The organism is Streptomyces sp. NPDC056169 (genome assembly GCF_042268445.1).
In the GTDB taxonomy this organism is placed as follows: Bacteria; Actinomycetota; Actinomycetes; order Streptomycetales; family Streptomycetaceae; genus Streptomyces.
On sequence record NZ_JBHJUO010000019.1, the window covers coordinates 84,640 to 105,048 of the forward strand.

The 20,409-nt window shown below is 70.3% G+C and carries 18 protein-coding genes; 1 reads left to right on the forward strand and 17 read right to left on the reverse strand.

Translation table 11 applies throughout. The features are described from left to right. Positions 1-17 precede the first annotated feature (17 nt). The 16 genes from ACFC0G_RS29550 to ACFC0G_RS29625 form a co-directional block, all read right to left on the reverse strand. A complete protein-coding gene (locus ACFC0G_RS29550; RefSeq protein WP_376408767.1) occupies positions 18-857 on the reverse strand; it encodes a carbohydrate-binding protein in 840 nt (279 codons plus the stop codon). Between the two features lie 46 nt (positions 858-903). Continuing rightward, positions 904-1,854 carry an AraC family transcriptional regulator gene (locus ACFC0G_RS29555; RefSeq protein ID WP_376408770.1) on the reverse strand — a complete coding sequence of 317 codons (951 nt, stop codon included), beginning with the start codon at positions 1,852-1,854 and terminating at the stop codon, positions 904-906. 161 nt (positions 1,855-2,015) lie between these two features. After that, on the reverse strand, positions 2,016-3,668 hold the full coding sequence (gene nuoN / locus ACFC0G_RS29560) for an NADH-quinone oxidoreductase subunit NuoN (protein WP_376408773.1): 1,653 nt from the start codon (positions 3,666-3,668) through the stop codon (positions 2,016-2,018). After that, on the reverse strand, positions 3,665-5,245 hold the full coding sequence (locus ACFC0G_RS29565) for an NADH-quinone oxidoreductase subunit M (RefSeq protein ID WP_376408775.1): 1,581 nt from the start codon (positions 5,243-5,245) through the stop codon (positions 3,665-3,667). The genes nuoN and ACFC0G_RS29565 overlap by 4 nt, the downstream gene beginning before the upstream one ends. 5 nt (positions 5,246-5,250) lie before the next feature. Further along, on the reverse strand, positions 5,251-7,143 hold the full coding sequence (gene nuoL, locus ACFC0G_RS29570; RefSeq protein ID WP_376408778.1) for an NADH-quinone oxidoreductase subunit L: 1,893 nt from the start codon (positions 7,141-7,143) through the stop codon (positions 5,251-5,253). An 11-nt stretch (positions 7,144-7,154) separates the two neighbouring features. Further along, positions 7,155-7,454 carry an NADH-quinone oxidoreductase subunit NuoK gene (nuoK, locus tag ACFC0G_RS29575; protein ID WP_030693539.1) on the reverse strand — a complete coding sequence of 100 codons (300 nt, stop codon included), beginning with the start codon at positions 7,452-7,454 and terminating at the stop codon, positions 7,155-7,157. Next, positions 7,451-8,278 (reverse strand): NADH-quinone oxidoreductase subunit J, encoded by an 828-nt coding sequence (locus ACFC0G_RS29580; RefSeq protein WP_376408781.1) that lies wholly within the window; start codon positions 8,276-8,278, stop codon positions 7,451-7,453. The genes nuoK and ACFC0G_RS29580 overlap by 4 nt, the downstream gene beginning before the upstream one ends. Further along, positions 8,275-8,853, reverse strand: a complete 579-nt coding sequence (gene nuoI / locus ACFC0G_RS29585; RefSeq protein ID WP_376408783.1) for an NADH-quinone oxidoreductase subunit NuoI — start codon at positions 8,851-8,853, stop codon at positions 8,275-8,277. The genes ACFC0G_RS29580 and nuoI overlap by 4 nt, the downstream gene beginning before the upstream one ends. Then, positions 8,846-10,207 (reverse strand): NADH-quinone oxidoreductase subunit NuoH, encoded by a 1,362-nt coding sequence (gene nuoH / locus ACFC0G_RS29590; protein WP_376408786.1) that lies wholly within the window; start codon positions 10,205-10,207, stop codon positions 8,846-8,848. The genes nuoI and nuoH overlap by 8 nt, the downstream gene beginning before the upstream one ends. Next, complete coding sequence (locus tag ACFC0G_RS29595) at positions 10,204-12,687, reverse strand: NADH-quinone oxidoreductase subunit G (RefSeq protein ID WP_376408789.1); 2,484 nt, start codon at positions 12,685-12,687, stop codon at positions 10,204-10,206. Before ACFC0G_RS29595 ends, nuoH begins: the two co-directional genes overlap by 4 nt. Continuing rightward, the gene (gene nuoF / locus ACFC0G_RS29600; RefSeq protein WP_376408792.1) at positions 12,684-14,045 is read right to left on the reverse strand and encodes an NADH-quinone oxidoreductase subunit NuoF; all 1,362 of its coding nucleotides are present in this window, start codon (positions 14,043-14,045) and stop codon (positions 12,684-12,686) included. Before nuoF ends, ACFC0G_RS29595 begins: the two co-directional genes overlap by 4 nt. Then, the gene (gene nuoE, locus ACFC0G_RS29605) at positions 14,045-14,785 is read right to left on the reverse strand and encodes an NADH-quinone oxidoreductase subunit NuoE (protein ID WP_329621794.1); all 741 of its coding nucleotides are present in this window, start codon (positions 14,783-14,785) and stop codon (positions 14,045-14,047) included. Before nuoE ends, nuoF begins: the two co-directional genes overlap by 1 nt. Next, positions 14,782-16,104, reverse strand: a complete 1,323-nt coding sequence (locus tag ACFC0G_RS29610) for an NADH-quinone oxidoreductase subunit D (RefSeq protein ID WP_024756029.1) — start codon at positions 16,102-16,104, stop codon at positions 14,782-14,784. The genes nuoE and ACFC0G_RS29610 overlap by 4 nt, the downstream gene beginning before the upstream one ends. Further along, positions 16,101-16,832 (reverse strand): NADH-quinone oxidoreductase subunit C, encoded by a 732-nt coding sequence (locus ACFC0G_RS29615; RefSeq protein ID WP_376408795.1) that lies wholly within the window; start codon positions 16,830-16,832, stop codon positions 16,101-16,103. The genes ACFC0G_RS29610 and ACFC0G_RS29615 overlap by 4 nt, the downstream gene beginning before the upstream one ends. After that, complete coding sequence (locus tag ACFC0G_RS29620; protein ID WP_024756031.1) at positions 16,829-17,383, reverse strand: NADH-quinone oxidoreductase subunit B family protein; 555 nt, start codon at positions 17,381-17,383, stop codon at positions 16,829-16,831. Before ACFC0G_RS29620 ends, ACFC0G_RS29615 begins: the two co-directional genes overlap by 4 nt. A gap of 17 nt (positions 17,384-17,400) precedes the next feature. Beyond that, complete coding sequence (locus ACFC0G_RS29625) at positions 17,401-17,760, reverse strand: NADH-quinone oxidoreductase subunit A (RefSeq protein WP_266895216.1); 360 nt, start codon at positions 17,758-17,760, stop codon at positions 17,401-17,403. 661 nt (positions 17,761-18,421) lie between these two features. Between ACFC0G_RS29625 and ACFC0G_RS29630 the strand changes: the two genes are divergently transcribed. Further along, positions 18,422-19,345: a C40 family peptidase gene (locus tag ACFC0G_RS29630; RefSeq protein ID WP_376408799.1), complete on the forward strand. Its 924-nt coding sequence runs from the start codon at positions 18,422-18,424 to the stop codon at positions 19,343-19,345. A gap of 89 nt (positions 19,346-19,434) precedes the next feature. Here the strand turns inward: ACFC0G_RS29630 and ACFC0G_RS29635 are convergent, their stop codons facing one another. Further along, the gene (locus ACFC0G_RS29635) at positions 19,435-20,379 is read right to left on the reverse strand and encodes an NAD(P)-dependent oxidoreductase (RefSeq protein ID WP_376408802.1); all 945 of its coding nucleotides are present in this window, start codon (positions 20,377-20,379) and stop codon (positions 19,435-19,437) included. Positions 20,380-20,409: the final 30 nt, after the last annotated feature.

Sequence of the window (20,409 nt, forward strand, 5' to 3'; positions counted from 1 at the left end):
ACTGAGTCGTACGGCCGTCAGCGCACCCGCCACAGCGCGGGGACGTTCGGCGGCTCCCAGCCGGCCTGGGCCGTGTGTGCCTGGAGGCACGCGTAGCCCAGGCCGCCGTACGTGACGGCGTCCCCGGCCTTGTAGGCGGTCCCGGCGGCCCAGGTGCCGCCGGGAGACCCCGTGGCCGTGGGCGTGGGCGTGGGCGTCGGCGTGGGGCTCGGGCCGGGGTCCTGCGGCACGTTCAGGACGAAGTCGAAGGCGGCCTCCCTGGCCCCGCCCGCGTCCCGGACGGTCATGAGCAGCCGCGGGTCGAAGATCGTGTCGGTGTTGTTGCGGGGTTCGCCCGGGAAGTACAGCTGGGTGGTGAGCACGGGCCTGCCGGGGGCCTGGAGCTTGACGTGGATGTGCCGGGTGCGGCCCGGGTAGAGGCCGGGCACGATGGTGGTGAGCTTGAAGGCGCCCTGCGCGTCGGTGAACTGGTGGCCGCGGAAGCGGAATCCCGAGTTGTCGTAGGCGCCGTTGGTGTCGGCCTGCCAGAAGTCGAGCAGGACGCCCGATATCGGTTTGCAGGCGAGGCCGAAGACATAGCCGCTGACGGTCAGCCGCACGCCGGCCGTGCCGGACTCCAACAGGCTGGTCCGCAGTGGGGAGTTCGGCTTGAAGTACGGGCCCTCGGTCTGCGGCGGGGTCGGATCGTCGCCGTCGTCGCACGCCGGGGTGAGCGCGGGCGCCGACTCGCCGGCGGTGAGGGTGCGGGCGAGCGCGGGGACGCCCATGAGCACCGCGGGCGCCGCCATGCCGGCGGCGAGCGCGGCGCGCAGCACCGCCTTGCGGGTGATGTGTCCGGTGCTGGTCTCGTGGTCCATGCCTGCTCCTCCTGCGGGGGCGGGGGTGGCGGGGATGGCAACGAACCTAGGGCCGCGGGCCGTCGACTTCGAGGGACGGAACACGGCGGTCGTGGTGTTTTCGGAAGTGCCCCGGGCTGTGGCCCGTCTCGCGGCGGAAGAAACGGCAGAAGTAGGCGGGATCGTCGAAGCCGACCCGGGCGGCGATCTGGCGGATCGTCAGTCCCGTGCCGATCAGGAGGCGTTGTGCCTCGCGCGTGCGGGCCTCCCGGAGCAGCGCGCCGGGGGTGCGGCCGGTGGCGGCCCGTACGGCCTCGGTGAGGTGGCCGGGGGTGACCCCGATCCGCTCGGCGCACTCCCGTACGGAACGGGCCGCCGCCGCCCGGTCGTCGGCCGTGTCCGCTCCGGTGGCGGCGACGAGGCGGGCGAACTCCTCGGCGACGGCCCCGGTCCTGCCGGTCGGCGCCCCGCCGTCCGGGCCGGGCAGTCGTGCCGTACGGACGAGGAGGACGCGCAGCAGGGACCGCAGGACGGTCGCGAAGCCGGCGGCGCCGTGCCCGTACTCCTCGGCGAGTTCGGCCATCAGTCGGGCGGTACGGGCGTGGGTGGGCCCGTCGAGGGTGAGCCAGGGGCGCTCGCCGAGGCGGCGCAGCAGGTCCCGGTCGCCGGGGTGGTCGAGGAGGAACTCCTCGGTGAAGAGGACGACGGTGCCGTCCAGGCCGCGGGCGTCCTCCCAGTGGTGGACCTGTCCGGGCACGATCACGGCCAGGTGGGGCGGGCGGAGCTCCCAGCGGGCCAGGTCGACGACGTGGGCGCCGGTCCCGGCGGTGACGTGGACGATCTCGTAGAAGGTGTGGCGGTGCGGGAAGGCGGCCCGCGACAGGGGGCCGACGGCGTCGAAGCTTCCGGCGGCGAAGGGCACGTCGTCGGGGAGGCGCAGTTCCAGGCGGTGGACGGGCGGGTCGCCCGCTCTGGGGGTGGCGCAGGGAGTCCCTGGTAAGACGGTCGAGCCGCGCATCGTGGCGCTTCCTCCCGGTGAGTGGTACAGACCATTCGGGGCGGATTCCACGATGCCACGGGCACCTCCCGCCGGTCACCCCCGCGTGCGGCAGCCCCGGCGGATGCGGAAGGGGCCCGGCTCGCGATGAGCCGGGCCCCTCCTCGCACGCACGCGCACGGCTACCGGACGAAGACGCTCGCCTGGTTCGCCAGGTCCAGGAAGTACTGCGGCGCGAGGCCGAGCACCAGCGTGACGACCACACCCGCCGTGATGGTGAGCGTGGTCAGGGCCGAGGGCACGGCGACCGTGGGGCCGTCCGCCTTCGGCTCGCTGAAGAACATCAGCACGATCACCCGGATGTAGAAGAACGCGGCGATCGCCGAGGAGAGCACGCCGACCACGACGAGCGCGCCCGCGCCGCCGTCCGCCGCCGCCTTGAAGACCGCGAACTTCCCGGAGAAGCCGGAGGTCAGCGGAATGCCGGCGAAGGCGAGCAGGAAGACCGCGAAGACCGCCGCGACGAGCGGCGAACGGCGCCCGAGACCGGCCCACTTGGAGAGGTGGGTGGCCTCGCCGCCCGCGTCCCTGACCAGGGTGACGACGGCGAACGCGCCGATCGTCACGAAGGAGTACGCCCCCAGGTAGAAGAGGACGGACGAGATGCCGGCGGGGGTGGCGGCGATGACACCGGCCAGCAGGAACCCGGCGTGCGCGATGGACGAGTAGGCCAGGAGCCGCTTGATGTCGGTCTGGGTGATGGCGACGATCGCACCGCCCAGCATGGTGACGAACGCGATGCCCCACATGACCGGCCGCCAGTCCCAGGTGAGGCCCGGCAGCACCACGTACAGCAGGCGGAGCAGCGCGCCGAACGCGGCGACCTTGGTCGCGGCGGCCATGAAGCCGGTGACCGGGGTCGGGGCGCCCTGGTAGACGTCCGGGGTCCACATGTGGAACGGCACGGCGCCGACCTTGAAGAGGAGCCCCGCGAGGACCATGGCGAAGCCGATGAGCAGCAGGGCGTCGTTGCCCATGGTGTCGGCGAGCGCCGGGTCGACGGAGGCCAGGGTGCCGTCGACGACGTTGGCGATGGTGGCGTACGAGACGGAGCCCGCGTAGCCGTAGAGCAGGGCGATCCCGAAGAGCAGGAACGCCGAGGAGAAGGCGCCGAGCAGGAAGTACTTGACGGCCGCCTCCTGCGACATCAGCCGCTTGCGGCGGGCGACGGCGCAGAGCAGGTACAGCGGGAGGGAGAAGACCTCCAGGGCGACGAAGAGCGTCAGGAGGTCGTTGGCCGCCGGGAAGACGAGCATGCCGGCGATCGCGAAGAGCGCGAGCGGGAAGACCTCGGTGGTGGTGAACCCGGCCTTGACGGCCGCCTTCTCCTGCTCGCTGCCGGGGACGGCGGCGGCCTCGGCGGCGAAGGAGTCGACCTTGTGGCCGTGGTCGGCCGGGTCGAGCCGGCGCTCGGCGAAGGTGAAGACCGACACGATCGAGGCGAGGAGAATGGTGCCCTGGAGGAAGAGGGCGGGTCCGTCGACGGCGATGGCGCCCATGGCCGCGATCTGGGCCTTGGTGGAGCCGTAGCCGCCGGCCGCGAGGCCGACGACGGCGGCGAAGGCCGCGGCGAGGGCGAGGACCGACAGGAAGACCTGGGAGACGTACCGGCCCTTGCGGGGCACGAAGGCCTCGACGAGGACGCTGAGGATCGCGGCGGTGAGCACGATGAGGACGGGCGACAGCTGCGTGTACTCGATGTGCGGTGCCGGGATCTTGTTCAGCGGCTCGACCGCCGCCGTCGTCCACAGGCTGTGGACAGCCGTTGTACTCACTGGGCGGCCTCCACGTTGGGCACGGTGGGCTGGGGGTCCTTCTGCTGGACGTCGGACATGGTGTGCTGGACCGCCGGGTTGACGATGTCCGTCAGCGGCTTCGGGAAGACGCCGAGGAAGATCAGGACGGCGATCAGCGGGACGACCACCGCCAGCTCGCGCACCCGCAGGTCGGGCAGCTCGCGCACCTCCTCCTTCACCGGCCCGGTCATCGTCCGCTGGTACAGGACGAGGACGTAGAGCGCGGCGAGGACGATGCCGGTGGTGGCGATGACGCCGGCCACCGGGTACCGGGCGTAGGTGCCGACCAGGACCAGGAACTCGCTGACGAACGGCGCGAGTCCGGGCAGCGACAGGGTCGCGAGACCGCCGATGAGGAAGGTGCCGGCGAGCACCGGGGCGACCTTCTGCACACCGCCGTAGTCGGCGATGAGCCGCGAGCCGCGCCGGGAGATCAGGAAGCCGGCGACGAGCATCAGCGCGGCCGTCGAGATGCCGTGGTTGACCATGTAGAGCGTGGCACCGGTTTGGCCCTGGGTGGTCATCGCGAAGATGCCCAGGATGATGAAGCCGAAGTGCGAGATCGACGCGTAGGCGACAAGACGCTTGATGTCCCGCTGGCCGACGGCGAGCAGCGCCCCGTACACGATGCTGATGAGCGCGAGGACGATGATCGCCGGGGTGGCCCACTTCGAGGCCTCGGGGAAGAGCCCGAGGCAGAAGCGGAGCATCGCGAAGGTGCCGACCTTGTCGACGACGGCGGTGATGAGGACGGCGACCGGGGCGGTCGCCTCCCCCATCGCGTTCGGCAGCCAGGTGTGCAGCGGCCAGAGCGGCGCCTTCACCGCGAAGGCGAAGAAGAAGCCGAGGAAGAGCAGCCGCTCGGTGTTGGTCGCCATGTCGAGCGAGCCGTTGGCCCTGGCCTCGGCGATCTCGGTGAGCGAGAAGTTCCCCGCGACCACGTACAGCCCGATGACCGCGGCCAGCATGATGAGGCCGCCGACCAGGTTGTAGAGCAGGAACTTGACGGCCGCGTACGAGCGCTGGGCCGCCGCGTTCTCGTCGGAGCCCGAGTGCGCCCGGTCGCCGAAGCCGCCGATGAGGAAGTACATCGGGATGAGCATGGCTTCGAAGAGGACGTAGAAGAGGAAGACGTCGGTGGCCTCGAAGGAGAGGATCACCATCGCCTCGACCATGAGGATCAGGGCGAAGAAGCCCTGGGTCGGGCGCCAGCGCGAGGACTTGGTCTCCAGGGGGTCGGCGTCGCGCCAGCCCGCCAGGATGATGAAGGGGATCAGCAGGGCGGTGAGCGCGATGAGCGCCACCCCGATGCCGTCCACGCCGAGTTCGTAGCGGACGCCGAAGTCCTTGATCCAGGCGTGGGACTCGGTCAGCTGGTACCGATCGCCGCCGGGCTCGAACCGTACGAAGACGACGGCGGCGAGCACGAGCGTGGCGAGCGAGACGAGCAGCGCCAGCCATTTGGCGGCGGTGCGACGGGCGGCGGGGACGGCGGCGGTGAGGATCGCACCGGCCGCCGGCACCGCTGCCGTCAGCGTAAGGAGCGGGAGAGACATGGGAGTTACACCGCCCTCATCAGCAGGGTCGCGGCGATCAGCACCGCAGTACCTCCGAACATGGAGACCGCGTACGTGCGGGCGTAGCCGTTCTGGAGCTTGCGCAGCCGGCCGGAGAGTCCGCCGACGGCGGCCGCGGTGCCGTTGACGACGCCGTCGACCAGGGAGTGGTCGACGTAGACGAGCGAGCGGGTGAGGTGCGTGCCGCCGGTGACGAAGACGGCGTGGTTGAAGTCGTCCTGGAGCAGGTCGCGGCGGGCGGCCCGGGTGAGGAGCGAGCCGCGCGGGGCGACCACCGGGACGGGCCGGCGCCCGTACTGGAGCCAGGCGAGGCCGACGCCGATCACCATGACGGCGACGGTGGCGGTGGTGACGGTCGCGGCGCTGAGCGGCGAGTGGCCGTGGGCGAAGCCGGTGACCGGCTCCAGCCACTCGACGAACCCGGCGAACTCGAAGTAGGCGCCGGCCGCGACGGACCCGACGGCCAGCAGGATCATCGGAATCGTCATGGACTTGGGCGACTCGTGCGGGTGCGGCGGGTTGCCGTTCTCGTCGTCCTGCCAGCGCTTCTCGCCGAAGAAGGTCATCAGCATCACGCGGGTCATGTAGTACGCGGTGATGGCCGCGCCGAGGAGGGTGACCGAGCCGAGGATCCAGCCCTCGGTGCCGCCCTTCGCGAAGGCCGCCTCGATGATCTTGTCCTTGGAGAAGAAGCCGGACAGACCGGGGAAGCCGATGATCGCGAGGTAGCCGAGGCCGAAGGTGACGAAGGTGACCGGCATGTACTTCCGCAGGCCGCCGTACTTCCTCATGTCGACCTCGTCGTTCATGCCGTGCATGACCGAACCGGCGCCGAGGAACAGCCCGGCCTTGAAGAAGCCGTGCGTCACGAGGTGCATGATCGCGAAGACGTAGCCGATGGGGCCGAGGCCGGCCGCCAGGATCATGTAGCCGATCTGCGACATCGTCGAACCGGCCAGCGCCTTCTTGATGTCGTCCTTCGCGCAACCGACGATCGCACCGAAGAGGAGCGTGACCGCGCCGACGACGGTGACGACGAGCTGCGCGTCCGGCGCCGCGTTGAAGATGTCGGCGGAGCGGACGATCAGATAGACACCGGCGGTCACCATCGTGGCCGCGTGGATGAGGGCCGAGACCGGGGTCGGGCCCTCCATCGCGTCCCCGAGCCAGGACTGCAGCGGCACCTGGGCCGACTTGCCGCAGGCCGCGAGGAGCAGCATCAGGCCGATCGCGGTCAGCGTCCCCTGGGACGCCTCGCCGGTCGACGCCAGGACCGGCCCGAAGGCGAAGGTCCCGAAGGTGGTGAACATGATCATGATGGCGATCGACAGGCCCATGTCGCCGACCCGGTTGACCAGGAAGGCCTTCTTCGCGGCGGTGGCCGCGCTGGGCTTGTGCTGCCAGAAGCCGATCAGGAGGTACGAGGCGAGGCCGACGCCCTCCCAGCCGAAGTACAGGAGCAGGTAGTTGTCGGCGAGGACGAGCAGGAGCATCGCCGCGACGAACAGGTTGAGGTAGCCGAAGAAGCGGCGGCGGCGCTCGTCGTGCTCCATGTAGCCGATGGAGTACACGTGGATGAGCGTGCCGACCCCGCTGATCAGCAGGACGAAGGTCATCGACAGCTGGTCGAGCTGGAAGGCGATGTCCGCCTGGAAGCCCTCCACCGGGATCCAGGTGTACAGCGACTGGTGCAGCGCCCGGTCGTCGGCGCTCTTGCCGAGCATGTCGGCGAAGAGCGCCAGGCCGATGACGAAGGTGACGGCCGCGAGCAGGGTGCCGAGCCAGTGCCCGGACTTGTCGAGCCGCCGGCCGCCGCAGAGCAGGACCGCGGCGCCGAGCAGGGGCACCCCGACGAGCAGCGCAATGAGATTTTCCACGGGTCAGCCCCTCACAGCTTCATCAGGCTGGCGTCGTCGACCGAGGCCGAGTGGCGGGCACGGAAGACGGACACGATGATCGCGAGCCCGACGACGACCTCCGCGGCGGCGACGACCATCGTGAAGAACGCGATGATCTGGCCGTCGAGGTTTCCGTGCATGCGGGAGAAGGTGACGAACGCGAGGTTGCAGGCGTTGAGCATCAGCTCGACGCACATGAAGACGACGATCGCGTTGCGCCGGATCAGTACCCCGGCCGCACCGATGGTGAACAGCAGGGCCGAGAGGTACAGGTAGTTGACGGGGTTCACCGGGTGGCCTCCTCTTCGTCCCGGTCCCGGCCGAGGCGCTCCTCGGAGCGCTGCTCCAGGGCCTTGAGGTCGGCCAGTGCCTCGCTGGACACGTCCCGGATCTGGCCCCGCTTGCGCAGGGTCTGCATGACGGTGAGCTCCGACGGGGAGCCGTCGGGCAGCAGACCGGCGACGTCCACGGCGTTGTGCCGGGCGTAGACGCCGGGTGCGGGCAGCGGCGGCACGTGCGTGCCCTGGCGGACGCGCTGCTCGGAGAGCTCGCGCTGGGTGCGGGCCGGCTCGGTGCGCTCGCGGTGGGTGAGCACCATCGCGCCGACGGCGGCGGTGATGAGGAGCGCGCCGGTGATCTCGAAGGCGAAGACGTACTTGGTGAAGATGAGGGCGGCGAGGCCCTCGACGTTTCCGCCGCGCGCGGAGTTGGCCGCGCCGAGGCCGTTGAACTCGGTGAGCGAGGCCTGGCCGATGCCGGCGATCAGCAGGACGCCGAAGCCGAGGCCGCAGGCCGCGGCCCACCAGCGCTGGCCCTTGATGGTCTCCTTCAGGGAGTCCGCGGCCGTGACGCCGACCAGCATGACGATGAAGAGGAAGAGCATCATGATCGCGCCGGTGTAGACGACGATCTGGACGATGCCGAGGAAGTACGCGCCGTTGGCGAGGTAGAAGACCGCCAGGATGATCATCGTGCCGGCCAGCGACAGCGCGCTGTGCATGGCCTTCTTCATCAGGATCGTGGCGAGGGCGCCGGCGACGGCGACGGTGCCGAGGACCCAGAACTGGAAGGCCTCGCCGCTCGACGTGGTGTACGCCGCGAGGTTGGCGCTCATGCGTCCGCCCCCTCCGGCTCGCCCTGCTCGCCCTTGGAGACGGCGACCTGCTGGACGGTCCCGGGCGCGGCCTCGGTGACGAGGCCCCGGTAGTAGTCCTGCTCGGTCATGCCGGGGAAGATCGCGTGCGGCGAGTCGACCATGGTCTCCTCCAGGCCCGCGAGGAGCTGCTCCTTGGTGTAGATCAGGTTCTCGCGGGAGGAGTCGGCCAGTTCGAACTCGTTGGTCATCGTCAGCGCGCGTGTGGGGCAGGCCTCGATGCACAGCCCGCACAGGATGCAGCGGGCGTAGTTGATCTGGTAGACGCGGCCGTAGCGCTCGCCGGGCGAGTAGCGCTCCTCCTCGGTGTTGTCCGCGCCCTCGACGTAGATGGCGTCGGCGGGACAGGCCCAGGCGCACAACTCGCAGCCGACGCACTTCTCCAGACCGTCGGGGTGACGGTTGAGCTGGTGCCGGCCGTGGAAGCGGGGCGCCGTCGTCTTCTGCTGCTCCGGGTACTGCTCGGTCAACCGCTTCTTGAACATGGCCTTGAAGGTCACGCCGAAGCCGGCCACCGGATTCTGGAAGTCAGACACCGTCCGTCTCCTTTCCCTCACTCGCAGTAGCAGTATCGGAGGCGCCACTGACAACGAGGTCCCCCTCGCGCCGCGGCCTGCGCCGGGGCACGGGCGGCAGGGACTGTCCGGGCTTGGGCGGTACGGGGAAGCCTCCGGCCATCGGGTCGAAGGTCCGCGCGTCCTCGGGGGCCTCCGCCTCGGCCTTCGCCTTCCTGTCGCGGAACGTGTCGAAGAGGAAGGACAGCAGCAGCAGTCCGAGGACGACACCGGCCACGTACAGGACGATGTTGGAGAAGGCGATGTTCTCGTTCCGCAGGGCCCGGACGGTGGCGACGAGCATGAGCCACACCACGGAGACCGGGATGAGGACCTTCCATCCGAGCTTCATCAGCTGGTCGTAGCGGACGCGCGGCAGGGTGCCGCGGAGCCAGATGAAGAAGAAGAGGAGCAGCTGCACCTTGAGGACGAACCAGAGCATCGGCCACCAGCCGTGGTTCGCGCCCTCCCAGAAGGTGGAGATCGGGTACGGGGCCCGCCAGCCGCCCAGGAAGAGCGTCACCGACACGGCCGAGACCGTCACCATGTTCACGTACTCGGCGAGCATGAACATCGCGAACTTGATGGACGAGTACTCGGTGTTGAAGCCGCCGACGAGGTCGCCCTCGGACTCCGGCATGTCGAAGGGGGCGCGGTTGGTCTCGCCGACCATCGTGACGATGTAGATGATGAACGAGACCGGCAGCAGGATGACGAACCAGCGGTCCGCCTGCGCCTCGACGATCGCCGAGGTCGACATCGACCCGGAGTAGAGGAAGACGGAGGCGAAGGCCGCGCCCATGGCGATCTCGTACGAGATCATCTGCGCGCAGGACCGCAGGCCGCCGAGGAGCGGGTACGTGGAGCCGGAGGACCAGCCGGCGAGGACGATGCCGTAGATGCCGACGGAGGCGATCGCGAGGACGTACAGCATCGCGATCGGCAGGTCGGTCAGCTGCATCGCCGTGCGGTGGCCGAAGATCGAGACCTCGTTGCCCGCCGGGCCGAAGGGGATCACGGCGATGGCCATGAACGCGGGGGCGGCGGCGATGATCGGCGCGAGGATGTAGACGACCTTGTCGGCCTTCTTGACGACCAGGTCCTCCTTGAGCATCAGCTTGATGCCGTCCGCGAGGGACTGGAGGAGGCCCCAGGGGCCGTGCCGGTTGGGGCCGATGCGCAGCTGCATCCAGGCGACGACCTTGCGCTCCCACACGATGGAGAAGAGCACGGTGATCATCAGGAAGGCGAAGCAGAAGACGGCCTTGATCGCGACGAGCCACCAGGGGTCCGTGCCGAACATGGACAGGTCTTCGGCGGCGAGGACGGTGTTCATTCCTGGACCTCCGTCGTGGCGGCCGCGCCGATGCGGACCAGGTCGCCGGGGTGGGCGCCGGTGTCGGAGTAGACGCCCGCGCCGGCCGAGTTCAGCGGGAGCCAGACCACGCGGTCGGGCATCTCGGTGACCTGGAGGGGGAAGGTGACGGAGCCGGCCGGTCCTGTGACCTCCAGGGTGTCGCCGTCCTTGACTCCGGTGTCGGCGGCGGTGGCGGCCGAGAGCCGGGCGACCGCCGCGTGGCGGGTGCCGGCCAGGGCGGTGTCGCCCTCCTGGAGGCGGCCGAGGTCGAGGAGCAGCCGGTGTCCGGCGAGGACGGCCTCGCCGTCGCCGGGCCGGGGCGCGGCCTGACCGGGCTCGGAGGGCTCGGAGGCCCGCTCCTCGGTCCAGCGGCCGAGCCGGTCCAGCTCGCGCCGTGCGGACCGCAGGTCGGGCAGGGCCAGGTGGGCGTCCATGGCGTCGGCGAGCATGTGGAGCACGCGCGCGTCGGCCGGGGCGAGCGGCCTGGTCATCTGCTCGGGCTTGAGCGCGGCCTCGAAGAGGCGTGCCCTGCCCTCCCAGTTGAGGAAGGTGCCGGGCTTCTCGGCGACGGCGGCGACCGGCAGGACGACGTCGGCGCGGTCGGTGACCTCGCTCGGCCGCAGTTCGAGCGAGACCACGAAGGCCTCGTCGAGCGCGGCACGCGCGCGTGCCGGGTCGGGCAGGTCGTTGACCTCGACGCCGGCGACGAGCAGGGCGGCGAGTTCGCCGGTGGCCGCGGCCTCCAGGATCTGGCCGGTGTCGCGGCCGTAGCGGTGCGGGAGTTCGCGGACGCCCCAGGCGGCGGCGACCTCCTCCCGCGCGCGCGGGTCGGTCGCGGGCCGGCCGCCGGGCAGCAGGGTCGGGATCGCGCCCGCCTCCACCGCTCCGCGTTCGCCGGAGCGGCGCGGGATCCAGACGAGCCGGGCGCCGGTGGCGGCCGACGCGCGCAGGGCGGCGGTGAGCGCGCCGGGCACGCCGGCGAGGCGCTCGCCGACGGCGATGACGGAGCCGTCCGTGCGGAGGGCCTCGACGGCGGCGAGTCCGTCGCCTTCGAGGCCGACCCGGGAGGTGAGGGCGTCGAGCCACTCGGTCTCGGTGCCGGGTGCGGCGGGCAGCAGGGTGCCGCCCGCCTTGTCCAGGCCGCGGGTCGCGTGGGAGGCGACGGCGTAGGTCTTCTGCCCGTGCTTGCGCCAGGCCTTGCGGAGCCGCAGGAAGACGCCGGGGGCTTCCTCCTCGGACTCCAGGCCGACGAGGAGGACGGCCGGGGCGGCTTCGAGCGAGGTGTACGTGACGCCCGTGCCGTCCAGGTCCCTGCCCCGCCCCGCGACGGCGGACGCGAGGAAGTCGGCCTCCTCGCCGGAGTGGACCCGGGCCCGGAAGTCGACGTCGTTGGTGTCGAGGGCGACCCGGGCGAACTTGGCGTACGCGTAGGAGTCCTCGACGGTCAGCCGGCCGCCGGCGAGGACGCCGGTCCGGCCGCGGACGAGGCCGCGTGCGGCGGCCTCCAGGGCCTCGGGCCAGGAGGCGGTTTCGAGCTCACCGGTCTCCTGGTTCCGCACGAGCGGGGTGGTGAGCCGGTCGCGCTGCTGCGCGTACCGGAAGCCGAAGCGGCCCTTGTCGCAGATCCACTCCTCGTTGACCTCGGGGTCCTCGGCGGCGAGCTTCCGCATGACCTTGCCGCGCCGGTGGTCGGTGCGGGTGGCGCAGCCGCCGGCGCACTGCTCGCAGACGGACGGCGAGGAGACCAGGTCGAAGGGGCGGGAGCGGAAGCGGTAGGCGGCCGAGGTGAGGGCGCCGACCGGGCAGATCTGGATGGTGTTGCCGGAGAAGTACGACTCGAAGGGGTCGCCCTCGCCGGTGCCGACCTGCTGGAGCGCGCCGCGCTCGATCAGCTCGATCATCGGGTCGCCCGCGACCTGGTTGGAGAAGCGGGTGCAGCGGGCGCAGAGCACGCAGCGCTCGCGGTCGAGGAGCACCTGGGTGGAGATCGCTACGGGCTTCTCGTAGGTGCGCTTGACGCCGTCGAAGCGGGATTCGGACTGGCCGTGGGACATGGCCTGGTTCTGCAGGGGGCATTCGCCGCCCTTGTCGCAGACCGGGCAGTCCAGCGGGTGGTTGACGAGGAGCAGCTCCATCACGCCGTGCTGGGCCTTCTCGGCGACCGGGCTGGTCAGCTGCGACTTCACCACCATGCCGTCGGTGCAGGTGATGGTGCAGGACGCCATGGGCTTGCGCTGGCCCTCGACCTCGACGATGCACTGGCGGCAGGCGCCGGCGGGGTCGAGGAGCGGGTGGTCGCAGAAGCGCGGGATCTCGATGCCGAGCTGTTCGGCGGCGCGGATGACCAGCGTCCCCTTGGGGACGGAGATCTCGACGCCGTCGATGGTCAGCGTGACGAGGTCCTGGGGCGGGAGCGCCGCCTCGCCGCCCCCGGAGGGGGCAGACGTGGTGACTGTCATGCGTTCACCTCCGTGTGGTCTGCGCGCCGGTCGGCCCAGACGGTCGACCTGGCGGGGTCGAAGGGGCAGCCCTTGCCCGTGATGTGCTGCTCGTACTCCGCGCGGAAGTACTTCAGCGAGGAGAAGATCGGCGAGGCGGCGCCGTCGCCGAGGGCGCAGAACGACTTGCCGTTGATGTTGTCGGCGATGTCGTTGAGCTTGTCTAGGTCGGACATCTGCCCCTTGCCGGCTTCGATGTCGCGGAGCAACTGGACGAGCCAGTAGGTGCCTTCGCGGCACGGGGTGCACTTGCCGCAGGACTCGTGGGCGTAGAACTCGGTCCAGCGGGTGACGGCCCGGACGACGCAGGTGGTCTCGTCGAAGCACTGGAGGGCCTTGGTGCCGAGCATGGATCCGGCGGCGCCGACGCCCTCGTAGTCGAGGGGCACGTCGAGGTGCTCCTCGGTGAACATGGGGGTGGAGGAGCCGCCGGGGGTCCAGAACTTGAGGCGGTGGCCCGGCCGCATGCCGCCGCTCATGTCGAGGAGCTGGCGCAGCGTGATGCCGAGGGGGGCCTCGTACTGGCCGGGGGAGACGACGTGCCCGCTGAGCGAGTAGAGCGTGAAGCCCGGGGACTTCTCGCTGCCCATCGAGGTGAACCACTCCTTGCCGCGGTGGAGGATCGCGGGAACGGACGCGATGGACTCGACGTTGTTCACGACAGTGGGGCAGGCGTACAGACCGGCGACCGCGGGGAAGGGGGGTCGCAGCCGGGGCTGGCCGCGACGGCCTTCGAGCGAGTCGAGGAGGGCGGTCTCCTCGCCGCAGATGTACGCGCCGGCGCCGGCGTGCACGGTGAGTTCGAGGTTCAGTCCGCTGCCGAGGATGTCCTGGCCGAGGTAGCCGGCGGCGTAGGCCTCGCGGACGGCCTCGTGGAGGCGGCGCAGGACGGGCACGACCTCGCCGCGGAGATAGATGAACGCGTGCTCGGAGCGGATCGCGTAGCAGGCGATGATCATTCCCTCGATGAGGGAGTGCGGGTTGGCGAAAAGGAGCGGGATGTCCTTGCAGGTGCCGGGCTCGGACTCGTCGGCGTTGACGACGAGGTAGTGGGGCTTGCCGTCGCCCTGCGGGATGAACTGCCACTTCATGCCGGTGGGGAAGCCGGCGCCGCCGCGACCGCGGAGCCCGGATTCCTTGACGTACGCGATGAGGTCGTCGGGGGTCATCGCGAGGGCCCGCTTCAGGCCCTGGTATCCCTCGTGCCGCTCGTAGGTCTCCAGGGTCCAGGAGTTGGGCTGGTCCCAAAAGGCGGAGAGGACGGGGGCGAGAAGCTTCTCGGGGCTGTTGTTGTTGTCGATCTCGGCCGCCAAGGTCATCACTCCCCCTCCTGACGGGTTGCCTCACCGCGCGGGTGAACGATTCGGTGGTGGGGCGCCTCTCCCTTGGAGAGGCGCAGGCCGACGAGGGAGGCCGGGCCGGCTCCGCCGGTGGCCTCGACGGCGCCGGGGCGCTCGTCGGGGAAGCCCGCGAGGATGCGCGCGGTCTCCTTGAAGGTGCAGAGCGGGGCTCCGCGGGTGGGTTCGACGGTCCGTCCGGCCCGCAGGTCGTCCACCATCTTCTTGGCGGAGGCCGGGGTCTGGTTGTCGAAGAACTCCCAGTTGACCATCACGACGGGTGCGAAGTCGCAGGCGGCGTTGCACTCGATGTGTTCGAGCGTGATCTTGCCGTCGTCCGTCGTCTCGTCGTTCCCGACGCCGAGGTGCTGCTTGAGCTCCTCGAAGATGGCGTCGCCGCCCATGACCGCGCAGAGCGTGTTCGTACAGACGCCGACCTGGTAGTCGCCGGAGGGCTTGCGCCGGTACATCGTGTAGAAGGTGGCGACGGCGGTGACCTCGGCGGTGGTCAGGCCGAGGAGGTCGGCGCAGAACCGCATGCCGGTACGGGTCACGTGGCCCTCCTCCGACTGCACGAGGTGCAGCATCGGCAGGAGCGCGGAGCGGGAGTCGGGGTAGCGGGCGATGATCGCCTTCGCGTCCTCCGTCAGGCGCGCGTGGACCTCGGCCGGGTAGGCGGGGGCGGGGAGCTGGGGCATCCCCAGGCTGACGTTCTCCGTCATCGGTCGACGCCTCCCATCACGGGGTCGATGGAGGCGACGGCGACGATGACGTCGGCGACCTGGCCGCCCTCGCACATCGCGGCCATGGCCTGGAGGTTGGTGAAGGACGGGTCGCGGAAGTGGACCCGGAAGGGGCGGGTGCCGCCGTCGGAGACGACGTGCACGCCGAGTTCGCCCTTGGGCGACTCGACGGCCGCGTAGGCCTGTCCCGCGGGGACCCGGAAGCCCTCGGTGACCAGCTTGAAGTGGTGGATCAGGGCCTCCATGGAGGTGCCCATGATCTTCTTGATGTGGTCGAGGGAGTTGCCGAGGCCGTCGGGGCCGAGGGCGAGCTGCGCGGGCCAGGCGATCTTCTTGTCGCCGACCATGACCGGTCCGGGCGCGAGGCGGTCGAGGCACTGCTCGACGATCCGCAGCGACTGCCGCATCTCCTCCAGGCGGACGAGGAAGCGTCCGTAGGAGTCGCAGGTGTCGGCGGTCGGGACGTCGAACTCGTAGTTCTCGTAGCCGCAGTACGGGTCGGTCTTGCGCAGGTCGTGCGGGAGGCCGGCGGAGCGCAGGATCGGGCCGGTGGCGCCGAGGGCCATGCAGCCGGTCAGGTCGAGGTAGCCGACGTCCTGCATGCGGGCCTTGAAGATGGGGTTGCCGGTGGCGAGCTTGTCGTACTCCGGCAGGTTCTTCTTCATGGTCTTCACGAACTCGCGGACGGCGTCGACGGCGCCGGGCGGCAGGTCCTGGGCGAGGCCGCCGGGGCGGATGAACGCGTGGTTCATGCGCAGGCCGGTGATCAGCTCGTACAGGTCCAGGATCATCTCGCGGTCCCGGAAGCCGTAGATCATGATCGTGGTGGCGCCGAGCTCCATGCCGCCGGTGGCGATGCACACCAGGTGGGAGGAGAGCCGGTTGAGCTCCATGAGCAGGACGCGGATGATGCTCGCCCGGTCCGGGATCTGGTCGGTGATGCCGAGGAGCTTCTCGACGCCGAGGCAGTACGCCGTCTCGTTGTAGAACGAGGTGAGGTAGTCCATGCGCGTGACGAAGGTGGTGCCCTGCGTCCAGGTCCGGTATTCGAGGTTCTTCTCGATGCCGGTGTGGAGGTAGCCGATGCCGCAGCGGGCCTCGGTGACGGTCTCGCCGTCGATCTCCAGGATGAGCCGGAGCACGCCGTGGGTGGACGGGTGCTGCGGGCCCATGTTGACGATGATGCGCTCGTCGTCGGCCTTGGCGGCGGACTGGACGACCTCTTCCCAGTCGCCGCCGGTCACCGTGTAGACGGCGCCTTCTGTCGTCTCGCGGGGAGACGCGTGGGAAGTGCTCACGAGTACGACCTCCGCTGGTCCGGAGCCGGGATCTGGGCGCCCTTGTACTCGACGGCGATGCCGCCGAGGGGATAGTCCTTGCGCTGCGGGTGGCCCTGCCAGTCGTCCGGCATCATGATCCGGGTGAGGGCGGGGTGGCCGTCGAAGACGATGCCGAAGAAGTCGTACGTCTCGCGCTCGTGCCAGTCGTTCGTCGGGTAGACGGCGACGAGGGACGGGATGCGCGGGTCGGCGTCGGGCGCCGAGACCTCCAGGCGGATCAGCCGGCCGTGGGTGAGCGAGCGCAGGTGGTAGACGGCGTGCAGCTCGCGGCCCTTGTCGCCCGGGTAGTGGACGCCGGAGACGCCGGTACAGAGCTCGAAGCGGAGTGCCGGGTCGTCGCGCAGGGTCCGGGCGACCCGGACGAGGTGCTCGCGCTCGATGTGGAACGTGAGCTCGTCGCGGTCGACGACCGTCCTCTCGATGGCGTTGGCGGGGAGCAGTCCCTGCTCCTCCAGCGCGCCTTCGAGTTCGTCGGCGACCTCGTCGAACCAGCCGCCGTAGGGGCGGTTGGCCGGGCCGGGGAGGCGGACCGAGCGGACGAGGCCGCTGTATCCGGACGTGTCGCCGCCGTTGTTGGCGCCGAACATGCCACGCTGGAGGCGTACCTCCTCGCCGTGCTCCCCGCGCTGACCCGGCAGGTTCTGCTCGCTCAGCTCCTTCTCGGGGTTGGGTGTCTCGTCACTCACCGGAGCAGACCCTTCAATTCGATGGTCGGCAGCGCCTTGAGCGCCGCCTCCTCCGCCTCGCGCGCCGCCTCCTCGGCGTTCACGCCGAGCTTGGAGGTCTGGATCTTCTGGTGGAGCTTGAGAATCGCGTCGAGGAGCATCTCCGGCCGCGGCGGGCAGCCGGGCAGGTAGATGTCGACGGGCACGATGTGGTCGACGCCCTGCACGATCGCGTAGTTGTTGAACATGCCGCCCGAGGAGGCGCAGACGCCCATGGAGATGACCCACTTGGGGTTGGGCATCTGGTCGTAGACCTGCCGCAGGACGGGCGCCATCTTCTGGCTGACGCGGCCGGCGACGATCATGAGGTCGGCCTGGCGCGGCGATCCGCGGAAGACCTCCATGCCGAAGCGGGCCAGGTCGTACCGGCCGGCGCCGGTGGTCATCATCTCGATGGCGCAGCAGGCGAGGCCGAAGGTCGCGGGGAACACGGACGCCTTGCGCACCCAGCCCGCGGCCTGTTCGACCGTCGTCAGCAGAAAGCCGCTCGGGAGTTTCTCTTCGAGTCCCATAGGTGCCCCTCAGCCCCTCAGTCCCATTCCAGGCCGCCGCGACGCCACACGTAGGCGTAGGCGACGAAGACGGTGAGCACGAAGAGCAGCATCTCCACGAGCCCGAAAAGCCCCAGGGCGTCGAAGGTGACGGCCCAGGGGTAGAGGAAGACGATCTCGATGTCGAAGACGATGAAGAGCATCGCCGTCAGGTAGTACTTGATCGGGAAGCGGCCGCCTCCGACGGGCGTGGGTGTCGGCTCGATGCCGCACTCGTACGCCTCAAGCTTTGCCCTGTTGTACCGCTTTGGCCCGATAAGCGTGGCCATGACCACGGAGAAGATCGCAAACCCCGCACCCAGGGCACCGAGCACGAGGACGGGCGCGTACGCATTCACGCTCCTCGCTCCTTCCAGTCGTCCTTGACCGTTGGATCGCACGGCCGGACCGTGAAAGATCGCCCCCATGTGAGGCAGTTCACAAGCCCGGCTGCCCCGCATCTTATGCCCGCCCCTCTGTGATCTGCGACACGGGGTACAGCAACGAGTTTGTGATCTCCACCACCTGACGAAGGATCATGAAGCCGGATGAGGGGTGATCTTGTTGCGCGAAGCGCCCAGGTGATCACCAGATGTGACATCCGTACCGGAAGTCGCTGCTCGGAGGGGGTGCCGCACTATCAAGCCATGGCCCATACAGGCAAATTGGCGATGGGATGGATCAAGGTGATAAAGGAAGCCGCCGTCGCCCGGTCGGGGGGTCCCGTGTACGGAGGTGGACGCGTGCACCCGTTCACGAGCTCGCCTGTGACCTGCGTCACGCCCCACGAGGGTCCGAGGAAACGGGGCTTGGCCACAGACGTGAAGAGGTGGTAAGTGACGGGCAATTCGGACGTTTTATTGAAAACGCATGATCAAGGGCGCGATGACGCGTGCCCGATTTGCCCGTTACGGCGTCAATAAGGGCGCCAGAGAAGCGGATTCGGCCACTCCCCACGCAACTGTGGCGCAGCCCACGTTTCTTGAAGGGAACCACCAAGCCCTGATAGCGGTTGTTCCCATGTCCCACACCGCTCACATACCCAGCCACCGGAAGCCCCGCCGCAGCGCCTCGAAGCTCGCGCTCCGCGCAGGAGTTGCCGGTGGCGTCCTCGGCACCATCGCGGTGGCCGGTGCTGCCGGGCCGGCGTCTGCCGAGCCGGTGACCGAGACCATCGAAATGCCCACGCTCGGGTCCCTCGACACCGCGGGCCTGGCGAGCGCCGTCGCCGCCTCGGCCGAGACGTCCCAGCAGGAGGCCCTCGACCAGAGCCTCCAGGCCCAGGAGAACGCGGCCCTGCAGAAGGCCGCCAAGGAGGCCAAGAAGGCCAAGGCCGAGGCGGACCGCAAGGCCGAGGCCGAGCGCGCCGAGAAGGCCCGCGCCGAGGCCGAGGCCAAGGCTCAGGCCGAGCAGGAGCGCAAGGACGCCGAGGAGCGCGCCTCCCGCGACGCCGCGCGCACCCAGCTCTCCACCACCTCCACGAGCAACAGCTCGTCGGGCTCCGGCGTCTCGGACTCCGGCTCGGGCTCCGGTTCCTCCTCGGACAGCGGCTCGTCCACGGGCAGCAGCACCGAGACGCAGGCCCCCTCCGGCACCGCCGCCGCGATCGTGGCCTTCGCGCGCGCCCAGATCGGCGACGCGTACGTCATGGGCGGCACCGGCCCCAACTCCTGGGACTGCTCCGGCCTCGTCCAGGCCGCCTACGCCCAGGCCGGCATCGACCTGCCGCGCATCTCCGGCGACCAGTCGAGTCGCGGCACCTCCGTCTCGCTGAGCAACCTCCAGCCGGGCGACGTCCTGTACTGGGGCAGCCGCAGCGGCTCGTACCACGTCGCCATCTACGTCGGCGGCGGCAAGTACGTCGGCGCGCAGAACCCGTCCACGGGCGTCGTCGAGCGCTCGCTCGACTGGGACACCCCGTCGGGCGCCGTCCGGATCCTCTGATCCGACGCACCACGTGAGCCGAAGGGCCGTCACTCCTCGGGGGAGAGACGGTCCTTCGGCTTTTGTTCTGCTTCGGTAAGCTTCGGGCGTTATTTCCGGAATGCCTCGATGAGACGTGCGTAGCTGTCGCCGCCGTGACCCGCCTCCACCGCCGAGCGCATCAGGTCCAGGTGCAGGCGCGGCAGCCGCCCGTCCACACCCCGCGCCTCCCCCGCGTGCAGCAGGTGCCCGATGGCCGCCACCTGCACGTCGATGGTGGCGTCGTCTCCCGGGTACTCCCCCGCGTCGATCTGCTCGGCGTAGCCGCTCATGAACCAGGAGACGGTCTTCAGCCAGCGGTTCGAGACCTCCGTGAACCGCGCGGCGCTCACCCCGTCCGCGCCCGCGAGGGCCGTCGCGTGCAGCCAGCCGCCGAACACCGACCACATGAGGCCCAGCAGCCCCGCGTCGTAGAGCGAGGCGAGTCCGGCGTCGGCGCCGAGGTCGACCGGGTCCCCGAGCACGGCCAGGGCCGGACGGTGCGCGGCAAGGAGCTCCGGCGCGCCCGAGTAGAGGATCATGTTGGCGCTGTCGCCGATGCCGGGCGGGGTCGTCATGATCCCGCCGTCCAGGTAGCCGATGCCGTGCTCCGCCGCCCACTCCGCCTCCGCGCGGGCCTGCTCGGGCGAGCCCGAGGTGAGGTTGACGAGGACCTTGCCGCGCAGCGCCCCGGCCGCGGGGGCGAGCAGCTCGCGCACGGCCGGGTAGTCGAGGACGCAGACCAGGACGAGCTCGGCGCCCGCGACGGCCTCGGCGACATCCGCGGCGCGGACCGCTCCCCGGGCGACGAGGGGATCGGCCTTCTGCGCGGTGCGGTTCCAGACGGTGGTGGGGTGGCCGGCGGCGAGGAGCGCGGCGGCGAGGGCGGCGCCCATCTGGCCGAGGCCGATGACGGTGACGGGAGCGGGGATGGGGGCGGTGGCGGTGGCGGTGGCGGTGGCGGTGGCGGTGGCGGTGGCGGTGGCGGTGGCGAGGGTGGTGTTCTGCTTGCTCATGGGTTCCACGCTCGCAGCGGCGGGATCCGG

Excerpts from the sequence above, each read along its gene's own strand:
- ACFC0G_RS29550 (WP_376408767.1), bottom strand. The coding sequence starts at position 857 with ATGGACCACGAGACCAGCACCGGACACATCACCCGCAAGGCGGTGCTG.
- nuoE (WP_329621794.1), bottom strand. The coding sequence starts at position 14,785 with ATGACGGAGAACGTCAGCCTGGGGATGCCCCAGCTCCCCGCCCCCGCC.
- ACFC0G_RS29580 (WP_376408781.1), bottom strand. The coding sequence starts at position 8,278 with ATGAGCGCCAACCTCGCGGCGTACACCACGTCGAGCGGCGAGGCCTTC.
- ACFC0G_RS29565 (WP_376408775.1), bottom strand. The coding sequence starts at position 5,245 with ATGTCTCTCCCGCTCCTTACGCTGACGGCAGCGGTGCCGGCGGCCGGT.
- nuoF (WP_376408792.1), bottom strand. The coding sequence starts at position 14,045 with ATGACCTTGGCGGCCGAGATCGACAACAACAACAGCCCCGAGAAGCTT.
- ACFC0G_RS29620 (WP_024756031.1), bottom strand. The coding sequence starts at position 17,383 with ATGGGACTCGAAGAGAAACTCCCGAGCGGCTTTCTGCTGACGACGGTC.
- ACFC0G_RS29630 (WP_376408799.1), top strand. The coding sequence starts at position 18,422 with ATGTCCCACACCGCTCACATACCCAGCCACCGGAAGCCCCGCCGCAGC.
- ACFC0G_RS29555 (WP_376408770.1), bottom strand. The coding sequence starts at position 1,854 with ATGCGCGGCTCGACCGTCTTACCAGGGACTCCCTGCGCCACCCCCAGA.
- nuoH (WP_376408786.1), bottom strand. The coding sequence starts at position 10,207 with ATGAACACCGTCCTCGCCGCCGAAGACCTGTCCATGTTCGGCACGGAC.
- ACFC0G_RS29635 (WP_376408802.1), bottom strand. The coding sequence starts at position 20,379 with ATGAGCAAGCAGAACACCACCCTCGCCACCGCCACCGCCACCGCCACC.
- ACFC0G_RS29595 (WP_376408789.1), bottom strand. The coding sequence starts at position 12,687 with ATGACAGTCACCACGTCTGCCCCCTCCGGGGGCGGCGAGGCGGCGCTC.